Here is an 11911-nt window from a genome sequence, read left to right on the forward strand (position 1 = left end):
ACGCGGCGCCCCCGCCGGGCGGCGCCGCGTCCGCGTAGCCTCAAAACGCCCGGTTCGCCGTCGCGGCCGGCCGCACCGCGGCCGCCCCGGCCGGCGCGTTGACGTACGACCGGTCGAGCGCCGACACGGTCCCGCATCCCAGCAGCTTGAGGTTGCGCACGAGGTCGGCCTTGAGAATCTCGATCGCCCGCGCGACACCCGCCTCGCCGGCAGCCCCGAGCCCGTAGGCGTACGCGCGGCCGATCAGCACCGCCTTCGCGCCGAGACAAAGCGCCTTCATCACGTCGGTGCCGCGCCGGATGCCGCCGTCGAGCAGCACTTCGGCCCGGCCGTTTACCGCGGCCACGACCTCCGGGAGCGCGCGCAGCGTGGCCGGCGACGACTCGAGCTGCCGTCCGCCGTGGTTGGATACCACCACCCCCACCGCGCCGGCGTCGACGGCGCGCCGCGCGTCCTCCGCGGTCAGCACGCCTTTGAAGACGACCGGGCCGGGCCAGATCTCGCGGATCCACGGCAGGTCGTCCCAGGTGAACGAGGTCCGGATCAGACTGCCGACGTCGCGGAGCTTCATCGGTCCGACGCCGGGCGTGACGATGTTTGGCAGTGGATGCACCCCGCCGTCCAGCAGAAAATCGATGAGCCAGCCTGGATGCGCGAGGATGCCGGGCAGGTAGGGAATCTTCGCGAACGGATCGTCGCCGAGGAGCACGGACGTGTGGTTGTGGTGGTCGCGTTCCCGCATGCCGATCACATACGTGTCGATCGTGATCACGAGAACGGAGTAGCCCGCCGCCCGGGCGCGCGTCAGCGCATCAATCCCCGCCTCCCTACCGCCCGTCAAATACAGCTGAAACCACGCCGGGCCGCGCGTCGCGGCCTTTACATCCTCGAGCCGGTGGCCCGACGCGGTCGACAGGATGTACGCGGTGCCCGCTTCGCCCGCGGCGCGGGCCGCGGCGACTTCGCCCTGCGGGTGGAACATGCGGCAGTATCCCACGGGGGCGAGAAGAATGGGCAGCGCAAGATCCTGACCCAGCACCCGGACGCTCAGATCGACTTCCGGGACCGCGACGCCGTGCCGCGGCCGGAAGGTGACCTCCTCGAAGGCCCGGCGGTTTTCGCGGAGCGTCACCTCGTCTTCTGCCCCGCCGTCGACGTAGTCGAAGATCGGCTTCGGCATCCGCCGCTGCGCCATGAGCCGCAGGTCGGCGATGTTGACGGCGCTAGACACTTTCGCCATCGTGTCGATCCCCCCGGATCGTCGGGCCGGCCCCTCAGCGGCCCGCCGTGATTTCAGCCTGAATGACGCGCCACGCCTCCCGAGCTTCGCCGACGGAGCGCTCATCCTCGATCGTGGACACGTCGCCGGGATCCCGGCCCAGGTTCACGGCCTTTTTGCGGCGAGGTTCGTCTGGGCGCCGATAAACCAGCGGAAGTCGGGATACTGCCACTTGAAAACGCGATCCCAGGTCCGGATCCACAGCAGCGCGCGGGCGGCCCGGTCCCAGAACCGCTCGGGGTCCTCGAGCGCCTCGCGCTGCCACCGTCTGACGATCGGGTGGACCACTTCCACACGACCAACCTACCACGCTAGCGCGCCCCGCCCCTCCCCTCACGAGAGCGCTCGGCGCTCTTCGCTCCTAAGCGGGTCAGCATCGCCTCGCGGGCCTTGGCCTCAAACATATCGGGCAGCGGCGCAAGTACGGTCCCCGGAAAGCGGCGGCTCAGCGCTTCTCGGATGAGCCGGTCCGCGAATGCCGGGTTCTTCGGCAGCAGCGGACCGTGCAAATACGTCCCGTAGACGCGGCCGGAGACGGCCCCTTCGGTCTTGTCCGTTCCGTTGTTGCCGAAGCCGACCACGACGCGGCCGAGCGGCCGCGCGCCCGGGCCGAGGAACGTGCGGCCGCCGTGGTTTTCGAACCCCACGAGCGGCGGCTCGCCCCCGTCCGGCCGGATCACGAGGTTGCCGATGAGACGCGGCGACGCCGGCCCCGCGTGCTCGGTCCACAGGTCCAGCAGCCCGAGGCCCGGGAGGTCGTCACCTTCGGCCGGCCGGTAGTAGCGCCCGATCAGCTGGTACCCGCCGCAGACGGCCAGCACCACGGCGCCGTCCGCGACCGCCGCCTCGAGGGACGCGCGTTTCGGCCCGACAAGGTCGCCGACCGCGATCCGCTGCTGGCGGTCTTCCCCGCCGCCCACGAAGAACAGGTCCGCGTCGTCGGGGCCGATGTCGTCGTTGAGCCCGGCGTCCCTGACCGTCACCTCGATGCCGCGGCGGCGCGCGCGGGTGACCAACACCATGATGTTGCCGCGGTCGCCGTAGAGGTTGAGCAGATCCGGGTAGAGGTGGCAGATCCGCAGCACCGGCGTCATTCCCAGAACCTGCCCACCACGCCGCGGCGCTCGAGCACGGCGCGGATCGCGAGCATCGATGTGTACGTCGGCAGGATGAACAGACGGCCCGACGTCGCCAACCCGAGCGCGCGGTCGATCGCGGCGTCGAACGACCGCTCCACCTCAATCGCGTGCGCCGGGAGACCGGCGTACTCGAGGCGCACCGCCATGTCCTCGGCGCGGAGCCCGGACACGACGACGCGCCCCACCCGCCCGGCGAGCATCTCGAAGTCCACATCCCACAGCCACGAGACGTCCCGGCCGTCCGCGATCAGGTCGTTGATCGCGATGAGCACCACCGGCAGCGGTCCGCCGGCGAGCACGGTGCGCAGCACTTCGTTGAATCCCGCGGGGTTCTTCACCAGCAGAATCTGTACGTCGCGCCCGTCGAGCGTCATGCGCTCGGCGCGACCGAACGCCGGCAGGAACGAGCCGACCGCGCCGGCGGCGCGGGCCAGCGTCGCCCCGAGTTGCAGCGAGGCGCCGGCCGCCGCGAGGATGTTGTAGACGTTGTAGAGGCCGGGAAGGCGCGTCCGTACCGCCGCGCGGCCGGCGGGCCCGGCGTCGATTGTGAACTCGGCGCCGTCGGGCCCGTCGAGCACGATCTCGCGGGCGACGAGGTCGGGGGCCGGTCGCGCGACGCCGCAGGTCGGGCAGCGGTAGCGGCCCATGTGGCCGAAGTACGTCACCGCGTACACGTACGGCGTTCCGCAGCGGTAGCAGTACCGCGCTTCCGCGGTGTGCTCGAGCGCCGGCAGCGCGTGGCGGTCGTCGTCGAGGCCGTAGGTCACGAGCGTGCCCGGCATCTCGCGTACCGCGTCGTACACCAGCGGGTCGTCGGCGTTCGCGACACGCACGAACCCCGTGGACAGGCGGGCCCCCGCGGCGCGCCACAGGCCGGAGATGTAGTCGATCTCGCCGTACCGGTCGAGCTGGTCCCGAAAGAGGTTCGTGAACACGGCGACCCTGGGCGCCAGCGCCGGCACCACGCGGGGCACCGTCGCCTCGTCCACCTCGAAAATGCCGAGGTCGCCCGCCGGGGCGCCGCGCAGGTCCGCGTGTTCGACGAGCGCCGACGCGATCCCGGCAGCGAGGTTCGCGCCCGCGCGGTTGTGCACGACGCGGCGGCCCTCCGCGCGCATGAGGTGGGCGATGAGGTGCGCCGTCGTGGTCTTCCCGTTCGTGCCGGCGACGAGAACGGTGCCGCCGCGCAGCCGCCCGGCGAGCAGGCCGACGACGTTCGGCTCAACAGCGCGCGCGACGCGTCCGGGCATCGTGGTGCCGCCCCCGCGGCCCAGGACGCGGCTGAGCGTCGCCGCGGTCTTACCGAGCGCGATCGCGGTGCTGAGACGTACGTTGAGCGACACGAGGTGGGGCGCTTAGTACCGGCGCGCCCCCAGGTACCGATTGCGATAGTACGGCTCGGTCATCGACGACACCACCACGCCCCCGGACGCCGACGCGTGGATGAAGCGCCCCGCGCCGAGGTAGATGCCGACGTGCGACGGACCGCTGGTGTACGTGTGGAAGAACACCAGGTCGCCCGGATCGAGCAGCGCGGCGGGCACCACGGTCCCGGCCTGATACTGCGCGGCCGACGAGTGCGGGAGGACGACGCCGAGCGCGCCGAACACGCGGACCACCAGTCCCGAACAGTCGAACCCGCGTTGACCGATGCCGGACCACCGATACGGGCGGCCGAGATAACGGAGCGCGCTGCGCACGACGTTCGACGTGAACACGGCGCCGCGCGACGGCAGCAGCGACAGGCGCAGGCGCGGCACCGGGACGGGTCCCCAGACGGCGCCCGCCGTCGTGGCGCCGGCGGAGATCGCCGCGGGGGCGGAGGCCGCCGCGCCCGTTGCGCCGGCGGAAGCGAACACGGAGCAAAACATCACGAGCACTGCACAAAACCCGGATGCGGCCGGCCGCTTCACGCCGCCCTATTTCGGGTCACGCACGCCGCCCCCCTGCCCCGTCGGCCGCGGACCACGTGGGAATAACAACAGTAGTGTAGTGTCTTCGCGCGGCGCGAGAAGGGCACATCACGGGTCGAGTAGAATGAGCCGACGCCAGGGTCGCGAGCGGAGGTCGTACATGATCACAATGAAGGTGAAGACCGTCGCGATGGACCAGCAGATGAACCCGGTCGTGCTGCTGGTCGATCAGGCGGAGACGCTCGCGCTGCCGATCTGGATCGGCGGCTCGGAGGCCCAGTCAATCGCCTTTCAGCTTCAGGGTGTGCAGATGCCGCGGCCGATGACGCACGATCTCATCAAGCAGATGCTGCAGCACCTCACGGTCAGCATCAGCCGCATCGTGGTCACGGACATTCAGAACGGCACGTACTTCGCGGAGATTCACCTCCAGCGCAACGGCGCCGACGTGGTCGTCGACTCCCGGCCGAGCGACGCGATCGCGATCGCGCTGCGGACGTCCGCGCCGATCTTCGTCGAGGACAAGGTCGCGGCCACGGCGATCCAGCTGAAGAAGGCCTTCGACGAGCACGAGGTGGAAGAGTTCAAGCGGTTCATCGAGAACGTCAAGCCCGCGGACTTCGCGAAAAAGCTCAAGGAATCGTAGGTTTCGCGCGGCGCGCCGCCGCCCGGGCGGAGCGGCCCGTCCCGCCGAAAAACAGCCGGTACACGAAGAGGTTGCCGCCGGCCACGGCCGCGTAGAGGTAGAACGGGGCCGCGAGCGCGGCGATATGAAACAGGTACCCCGCCAGCACCGTTCCGGTCGACGCGCTGGTCAGACGCGCGACCTGGTTGATCCCCAACGCCCGACTCCGCTCTTCCTCGAGCACCATCTCGCTCAGCACCGACTGCTGGATGGGCGCGGCGATGACCCGAAGCGCCGGCGCCAGCATGTAGATGGCCAGCGAGACGGGCAATACGCGCACGAGCGGCAAGAGGACAAAGAGCACGATGCCCGCGGCGCGCGTCAGGATGATGCTCTGCACCCATCCGAGCGCGCTCTCCAACGAGGCCGCGCCCAGCATGGCGGCCGACGCGGCGAGGCCGCTCAGGGCCGCGGCCACGGCCATCTGCTCCCGCGGCAGGTGGTAGACGATGACGAAGAACGGAATCAGAAACGGCGTGACGAGCCCCTGGGAAAAACCGTTCAGCACGCCCGTGATCGTGAACTTGCTGATCGTCCCGAGACTGGGCAGGCGGAGTAGCTCGCGCGCGGGTCGCGAGGGCGTGACCGGAATGAGGGCCAGCGTCCCCGCCGCGGCGATGACGCAGGCGACCAAAAAGCCCGGCCGCACCGGGACCACGCGCGCGGCCAGCGCGCCCGCCGCGCCCGTCAGCCCGCTGAGAAAGGCGAACCGGGCGAACCAGACCGTCCGCTCGTCCGCGCTGGTGACATCGGCCAGCAGGGCGCTCTGCACGGGCATCGCGGCGCCGCCGACCCCGCCGCTCGCGAGCGAGCCGGTGGCGGAGAATCCGCCGATGAACGTCGCGACAAACAAGACCCACCGATTCGTCGACAGGTACACCAGGAGCGCGCTCACCGGCAGCAGCGCGCCAAGGACGCCCAGCATGAACTTCCGGCCGAGCGCGTCGGCGAGAAAGCCGCACACGAAGCCGATGACCGCGGTCCCGAAGGCGCCCGCAGTGTACAGAAACCCGAGAGCCAGCGGCGTGGCGTGGAGCTGGCGCAGGACGAGGTACGGAAACGCCACGTTGATGAGGCCCGCGGCGACGCCGCGGCACGTCCGGAAGGCGACGAGACACCAGATGTCGCGCTTCACTACCGCTCGAGCGTCTCCGCAAACTGGACCAACACGCCGTGCGCGCTCTTCGGATGCAGGAACAGCTCGCGCCACGCCGGGTTCTCGTAATTCTCGCCCACGACGCGGTAGCCGGCGGCGCGCAGACGGGCCGCCCACGACTCGAGGCCGGACACCTTCAGAGTGATGTGGTGCAGCCCCTCGCCGCGGTCCCGCAGGAACCGGTGGAGGAAGCTGTCGTCGCCGCGCGGCTGCAGCAGCTCGATGACTCCGCCCGGCAGGGTGTACTGCTGGAACGTGAAGCCGCGGCCGTCCCCGCTCTCGCCGGGGCTCGCACCGAGGAGCTCCCGCAGCATCGGTTCGCCGTCCGCGATCCGGCGAACCGCGATTGCGACGTGATCAAACGCCACCATCCCGCACCTCCGTCGATTGGCAGGGCCGAGGGTTCTCAGATCACCACGCCGCCCGAGACAACGAGCGTGTGGCCGGTCGTGTACGAGGCGTCGTCGGACGCGAGAAACACCGCGGCCTTGGCCACCTCCTCCGGCTGCGCGAAGCGGCCGAGCGGGATGCGCGCCGCGATCGCCTCGCGGTCCGCGATCGTGCGGCCGGCGTGGAACGCCGTCTCCGTGTATCCCGGCGCGATCGCGTTCACGCGGATGCCCGGCGCCAGGTCGCGCGCAAGACACCGCGTCAGCATGATGACGGCCGCCTTGCTGACGCTGTAGTGGACGGCGCCGGCGCCCGGGTCGATGCCCTGCATCGACGCGACGTTGAGGATGACGCCGCCGCCCTGTGCCGTCATCACCTCCGCCGCCGCCTGCGACGCAAAGAACGGCCCGGTGACGTGGACGTCCATCATCCGCCGCCATACGTCCTCGTCGATCTCCCGGAACGGTGTGCGATCGGTGAAGCCGGCGTTGTTCACGAGGACGTCGAGCCGGCCGAACGCCCGAACGGCCTCGGCCACGAGGCGCCGGGCCTCCGCGGGACGGCTCACGTCCGCTTGAACGGCGACGGCTCTGGCGCCGGAGGCGCCGATCGCCTGCGCGACCGTGCGCGCGTCCCCGATCGAGCGCGCCGCGTTCAGGACGACAGCCGCGCCCTCCCGCGCAAAGGCCTGCGCGACCGCACGGCCGATGCCCCGGCTCGAGCCGGTGACCAGCGCGACCCGCCCCCGAAACCGATTCACGGGCGGACGGCGCCAGAGCCGGCCAGGAAGGCGCGCGACGCCCGCTCGACGTCCCGCGAGACCGCCGGCCGGTCGGCGAGGACCCGCTCCCGGGCGCGGGCGATCTCCGGGAGGCGGGGCGCGGCCGACTCCGGGACTGCGTCTTCATCCAGAATTTGCACCCGGCCGTCCGGCGTCGCCAGCACGTCGACCTCGAGGTCTTCCCACTCCAGCCGGTCGCGGGCGATAATGACGGGGCCGCTCAAATTGAAGTAGTAGGCGAGTGTCTCACCCGACGGGGCGATCCAGTGATATACGTTGTAAGGACGGTCCGCCCAGTAGTAGGCAAGGGTGAGCGTCCCGGCCGGCAGCACGAGGCCGGCCACCCGGCCCTGCCCCGGCAGCCGGTACAGCAGGACGGCGTGGTCCCGATCGGCCTCTACCGCCTCGCACGGGTATGTCCGCACACTGCCGTCGAGCCGGCGTTTGACTTCGAGCACGTTCACGCGCGCGCCCGGGGCACGCGCGGCCCCACGAGCGCTTCGATGTCGAGTGTGGACCCGGCCGTCCCGCCGGACGCGCGCCACCGCGCCCATGCCTCTCGCAGCGTCTCCGGGTCGAGAGCGTCGACGTGATGGCCGTCGCGGCCGGTCATCGGCTCGGCGCAGAGCAGCGCGCGAATCACCGCCTCTTCCGTCACGTCGGCGGCGGCCTCGAACAGCGGGTTCAGCAGATCGTTCTCGTCGGACAGGTACGGCGGGTACGCGCGCGCGGTGCTGAACGCGAGCGCGAAATCTCCGCTGTGGTGACTGTACACGGACCCCGTGCGGGCCAGCCCCGCGGCGGCGCGGCGCGCCACCCGCGTCAGCTGCCGCGATGTCAGCGGCGCGTCGGTGGCCAGAATGACGATCACGGAACCCCCGCGGCCGGCATCGGCGGCGACGGACCCGCCGCCTCGCGCCGGGGCATGAGGCGCCGCGTCCCGCACAAACGCCCCGACGGGGCAGCCGTGGATCCGAAGCGCTTCACGCCGGCCGAAGTTCGCCAGCACGAGCCCGGCAAGCGTCACCGTGCGGTTGAGCGGCCCGGAGTGTCCCGTCCGTGACGACGAGCCGATCCCGCCCTTGAAGCCGTAGCAGACCATCCCCGTGCCGGCGCCCACAACGCCTTCCTCGACCGGCGATTCACTCGCCCGCTCGATGGCCTCGAGTACGTGATGCGGCTGCACGTGGCGCCCCTGAATGTCGTTCAGGCGGGCGTCGCTGCACTCACCGACGACGGGATTGCACGTCGGCCCGATGCGTCCGATCTCCGGATGCCGGCGGAGGAGGTGGTCCGTCAGGCCGTCCGCGGCGTGCCACACGGACAAGGTGCCGGTAAGCGCGATCGGGCTCTCCAGGCGGCCCAGCTCTTGCACTTGGGCGAGCCCGAGCATCTTGCCGAAGCCGTTGATCACGTGGACGCCGGCCGCGCACTTGTCGCGGTACACGTCCTCGCCCGGCACGATCACCGTCACGCCGGTTCGCACCGGACCCCTGCCGGGAACGAGCGGTCCGTCGCCGGACACGAGCGTCACGTGTCCCACGCGGATCGCGCCGACATCGGTCAGCGAGTTCCCGGGCCCCCGCGCCGCAAGCGCATCCGTCACCGCCTCAACCACCCACCTCGCTGACCACGCACAAGAAGTTCGCCCCGAACGATTTGCCCGACTCGTCCACCCCAAGTCCGCGCTGTGCCAATTGTACGGTAAGGTCGGGGCCATCGTCCCGGAATCCCGGACGGAGGGGTGGGGTGACGCGCCTGGAACTAATCGGTCTTATGGAACGTGCAGCCCGCGAGGTCGCCGGCGCCGGCCTCTGTTACCTCCCCGCCGCGGAACTCAGCCGCCGGATCGAGCGGCGGGCGCTCTCGCCGGTCGAACTCGTCACCGCGCTGCTCGGCCGGATCGAACGGCACAACGACATGCTCCACAGCTACATCACGGTGTGCGCCGAGACGGCGCTGCACGAGGCGCGCGAGGCGGAACGGGAGATCGCGGCCGGCCGCCGTCGAGGGCCGCTGCACGGCCTGCCGATCTCCCACAAGGACATCGTCTTCACGCGCGGCGTCCGAACCACGTGTCATTCGCGCGCGCTGTTGGAGTTCGTCCCCGACGCCGACGCGACGGTGGTTCGGCGCCTCCGCGAGGCGGGCATGATCCTTCTCGGCAAGACCAACACCAACGAGTTCGCCACCGGCGGCGCCGACGTCTTCGGCGTCCCGTGCAACCCGTGGGATACGTCGCGCCACGCCAGCGGCTCGAGCGGCGGCTCGGGGAACGCCCTCGCCGCGGGACTCGCGGTCGCCGCCACAGGCTCAGACACCGGCGGATCCATCCGCGGACCGGCGAGCTTCTGCGGCGTCGTCGGGCTCAAGCCGACCTACGGGCGCGTGAGCCGCCACGGCGTGTTTCCGCTGAGCTGGAGCATGGATCACGTCGGGCCGATGGCGCGCACGGTCGCAGATTGCGCCCTGCTCTTGCGGGCCATGGCCGGGCCCGACCCGCACGACCCCACCGCCGCGAATCGCGCGGTACCGGACTACGCCGCGGAGATCGGCGCGGATGTGCGCGGCCTGCGGCTCGGAGTACCCGCCCAATTCTTTTTCGAGCGCCTCGATCCCGACGTCGATCGCCTCGTGCGCGTCGCGCTCGCGCAGTTCGAAGAGTGGGGGGCTCGGCTGGAGCCGGTGGACCTGCCGCGGGCCGCGGACACTGATGCGGCCGGCCGCGTCCTGATCGCGGGCGAGGCCTTCGGCGTGCACGCGCCTCGGATGCGCCGGCAGTGGGCGGACTACGGACGGCGCGCGCGCCAGCGCATCGCCGCCGGCATATGCTACACGGCCGCGGAGTACCAGCAGGCGGCGCAGATCCGCGCGCTGTGGTGCCGCGACCTGTCGCGGGCGCTCGAGCGCGTCGACGCCATCGTCACGCCGACGATGCCCTGCCCCGCGATCACGCTCGAGCAGAACGCGGCCGGCGCGCCGGCCGACATCGGCCGGTTCACGGTTCCATCAAACCTGACGGGACACCCTTCGCTGAGCGTCCCCTGCGGATTCACCGCGGGCGGGCTGCCGGTCGGAATGCAGTTGATCGGAAAGGCGTTTGACGAGGGCGTGCTGTTCCGGATCGGCCACGCGTACGAGCAGCGCGCCGGGTGGCACAGGCGACATCCCGCCTTGGAGGCGGCCGCGTGATGTCCTTCACCCGCGAGTGGCTCGTGGCCGAAGCCCGGCGCCAGGGTCTCTTCCTCGACGACGCGGACATCGAGGCGATTTACGAGCGGGCGGCGATGACCAAGGCGGAGTTGGAGCGCAGCCGTCCCGACGGCGTTGAAAGCCTTGAACCCGTCTACCGGTTCGTGAGTCCGGATGAGACGGCCGTGGATCGGGGATAGCTAGGTCGAGGACAGCCCCCGGCGGTCGTAGGTGTAGACTTTGCCGTTGGCGCGCAGCTTCACAGGGTTGCGCCAGAGCGCGTAGACGGCCTTCAGGAAGAGTCCGACGCGCTTCGGCTCGAGCTTGCGGTCCTCGTCCTGGTGAACGAGGAGCAGGTCCCGGCCGCAGGACGACGGGTCGACCTCGATCCGCGGCTCGCCCTTGTAGAGCTTCTGGTTGATCAGCATTTCTTTGACTTTGACCAGATCGTAGCTCTTCTGCTTCTCCTTCGGGTCGTAGACGAAGATGTCCAGGCGGCGGACGAGATCGTCTGTCAGCGTCTCGTCGATCAGGCTCACGTCCTCGTGGTAGCGGCGAATCTGGAGGGCGCGGTCGAACCCCTCGTCGTCACGGATCGACTTGAAGAGCGTGTAGCCGATCGTGTACGGCGCCGGCCGGTTGCAGAGGTGCACCGAGATGCTGGCCCACTCCTGCGCCGTGAGCAGGCGCGTCAGCAGCTCGGCCTCCACGAACGTCGCCCAGCCTTCGTTGATGATGTGCGTCCGCTGGATCAGGTCGAAATATTCCGCCTCTTCGCGGATCGCCTCGAGGATCGTACGCTCGAAGTCCTCGAGGGGGGCCTTCTCCTCCAGATAGTAGATGAGACGGCGCCGCTTCTCTTTTGGGCTGCGCTCGAAGGCGTTGACCGACGTCGCCACGGTCAGGAGCCCGTCGAGCAGCTTCTCGACGCGGTCGCGCCCGTACTGCCGCTCGTACGAGCGGATGATCCGCGCGTGGCGCTCCGCCTCGTTCAGCATGTTCTTGTTCGACTTCTGGTACCAGTGGTTGTTCGCGAAGAAATCGGCGTGCCCGAAGACGTGCGCGATCACGAGCACATTTTCCAAGTATGTGTTCGTGCTGCGCAGGAAGGCGTGCGACGGCACCGTGTTCAGCACCAGCTCGAGGATGTTGAACACTTCCTTGTTCTGCTGGGTGACGAGCTCTTTGTAGACTCCGCCCCAGTACCAGTGCAGGAACCGGTTGGGCAGTCCCATGCTCGCCACTTCGGCGATCTCGTCGCTGTCCGTGAGCTGGAAGACGACGGGGTCGAAGGCCAGGCCGCGATCGTGGGCCAGCGTCTCCAGGCGTCCGATCACGCCGTCGTATTGGGCGAGCAACGGTTGCTGCAGCGCCAC

At 70.1% G+C, this 11911-nt stretch carries 14 protein-coding genes; 3 read left to right on the top strand and 11 right to left on the bottom strand.

Annotation, left to right across the window (positions count from 1 at the left end):
- Positions 1 to 40: 40 nt before the first annotated feature.
- The 5 genes from VFL28_09295 to VFL28_09315 all read right to left on the bottom strand — a co-directional run bounded on the left by VFL28_09295 (position 41) and on the right by VFL28_09315 (position 4277).
- A complete protein-coding gene (locus VFL28_09295) occupies positions 41 to 1240 on the bottom strand; it encodes an alpha-hydroxy acid oxidase (GenBank protein HET7264855.1) in 1200 nt (399 codons plus the stop codon).
- Between the two features lie 144 nt (positions 1241 to 1384).
- A complete protein-coding gene (locus tag VFL28_09300) occupies positions 1385 to 1573 on the bottom strand; it encodes an acetyl-coenzyme A synthetase N-terminal domain-containing protein (GenBank protein HET7264856.1) in 189 nt (62 codons plus the stop codon).
- 17 nt (positions 1574 to 1590) lie between these two features.
- Positions 1591 to 2373, bottom strand: a complete 783-nt coding sequence (locus VFL28_09305; protein ID HET7264857.1) for a glutamine amidotransferase — start codon at positions 2371 to 2373, stop codon at positions 1591 to 1593.
- The gene (locus VFL28_09310) at positions 2370 to 3761 is read right to left on the bottom strand and encodes a Mur ligase family protein (protein HET7264858.1); all 1392 of its coding nucleotides are present in this window, start codon (positions 3759 to 3761) and stop codon (positions 2370 to 2372) included. Before VFL28_09310 ends, VFL28_09305 begins: the two co-directional genes overlap by 4 nt.
- A gap of 12 nt (positions 3762 to 3773) precedes the next feature.
- Positions 3774 to 4277 carry a C40 family peptidase gene (locus VFL28_09315; GenBank protein ID HET7264859.1) on the bottom strand — a complete coding sequence of 168 codons (504 nt, stop codon included), beginning with the start codon at positions 4275 to 4277 and terminating at the stop codon, positions 3774 to 3776.
- A 214-nt stretch (positions 4278 to 4491) separates the two neighbouring features.
- Between VFL28_09315 and VFL28_09320 the strand changes: the two genes are divergently transcribed.
- On the top strand, positions 4492 to 4977 hold the full coding sequence (locus tag VFL28_09320; GenBank protein ID HET7264860.1) for a bifunctional nuclease family protein: 486 nt from the start codon (positions 4492 to 4494) through the stop codon (positions 4975 to 4977).
- On the opposite strand, the gene VFL28_09325 is transcribed toward VFL28_09320, so the two are convergent.
- The 5 genes from VFL28_09325 to VFL28_09345 are packed head-to-tail and all read right to left on the bottom strand — an operon-like array spanning position 4964 to position 8949.
- Positions 4964 to 6151 carry an MFS transporter gene (locus tag VFL28_09325; GenBank protein HET7264861.1) on the bottom strand — a complete coding sequence of 396 codons (1188 nt, stop codon included), beginning with the start codon at positions 6149 to 6151 and terminating at the stop codon, positions 4964 to 4966. The two genes, VFL28_09320 and VFL28_09325, sit on opposite strands and share 14 nt — an antisense overlap.
- Positions 6151 to 6543: a VOC family protein gene (locus VFL28_09330; protein ID HET7264862.1), complete on the bottom strand. Its 393-nt coding sequence runs from the start codon at positions 6541 to 6543 to the stop codon at positions 6151 to 6153. Before VFL28_09330 ends, VFL28_09325 begins: the two co-directional genes overlap by 1 nt.
- A gap of 35 nt (positions 6544 to 6578) precedes the next feature.
- Positions 6579 to 7322: a 3-oxoacyl-ACP reductase family protein gene (locus VFL28_09335; GenBank protein HET7264863.1), complete on the bottom strand. Its 744-nt coding sequence runs from the start codon at positions 7320 to 7322 to the stop codon at positions 6579 to 6581.
- The gene (locus VFL28_09340; protein HET7264864.1) at positions 7319 to 7807 is read right to left on the bottom strand and encodes a DUF402 domain-containing protein; all 489 of its coding nucleotides are present in this window, start codon (positions 7805 to 7807) and stop codon (positions 7319 to 7321) included. Before VFL28_09340 ends, VFL28_09335 begins: the two co-directional genes overlap by 4 nt.
- Positions 7804 to 8949, bottom strand: coding sequence for a P1 family peptidase (locus tag VFL28_09345; GenBank protein HET7264865.1), 1146 nt, complete (start codon positions 8947 to 8949; stop codon positions 7804 to 7806). The genes VFL28_09340 and VFL28_09345 overlap by 4 nt, the downstream gene beginning before the upstream one ends.
- Positions 8950 to 9092: 143 nt before the next feature.
- Here VFL28_09345 and VFL28_09350 point away from each other — a divergent pair, with 143 nt between their 5' ends.
- Both VFL28_09350 and VFL28_09355 read left to right on the top strand, forming a co-directional pair.
- Positions 9093 to 10535, top strand: coding sequence for an amidase (locus tag VFL28_09350; GenBank protein HET7264866.1), 1443 nt, complete (start codon positions 9093 to 9095; stop codon positions 10533 to 10535).
- Positions 10532 to 10735 (top strand): hypothetical protein, encoded by a 204-nt coding sequence (locus VFL28_09355; protein ID HET7264867.1) that lies wholly within the window; start codon positions 10532 to 10534, stop codon positions 10733 to 10735. Before VFL28_09350 ends, VFL28_09355 begins: the two co-directional genes overlap by 4 nt.
- On the opposite strand, the gene VFL28_09360 is transcribed toward VFL28_09355, so the two are convergent.
- Entirely contained in the window at positions 10736 to 11911 is a 1176-nt protein-coding gene (locus VFL28_09360) for a SpoVR family protein (GenBank protein ID HET7264868.1), read from the bottom strand.

Source organism: bacterium, from assembly GCA_035691305.1.
Lineage (GTDB): Bacteria > Sysuimicrobiota > Sysuimicrobiia > Sysuimicrobiales > Segetimicrobiaceae > DASSJF01.

Bases quoted from the DNA above. Each gene is read 5' to 3' on its own strand.
- VFL28_09305 (HET7264857.1), bottom strand. From the start codon at position 2,373: ATGACGCCGGTGCTGCGGATCTGCCACCTCTACCCGGATCTGCTCAAC.
- VFL28_09320 (HET7264860.1), top strand. From the start codon at position 4,492: ATGATCACAATGAAGGTGAAGACCGTCGCGATGGACCAGCAGATGAAC.
- VFL28_09295 (HET7264855.1), bottom strand. From the start codon at position 1,240: ATGGCGAAAGTGTCTAGCGCCGTCAACATCGCCGACCTGCGGCTCATG.
- VFL28_09330 (HET7264862.1), bottom strand. From the start codon at position 6,543: ATGGTGGCGTTTGATCACGTCGCAATCGCGGTTCGCCGGATCGCGGAC.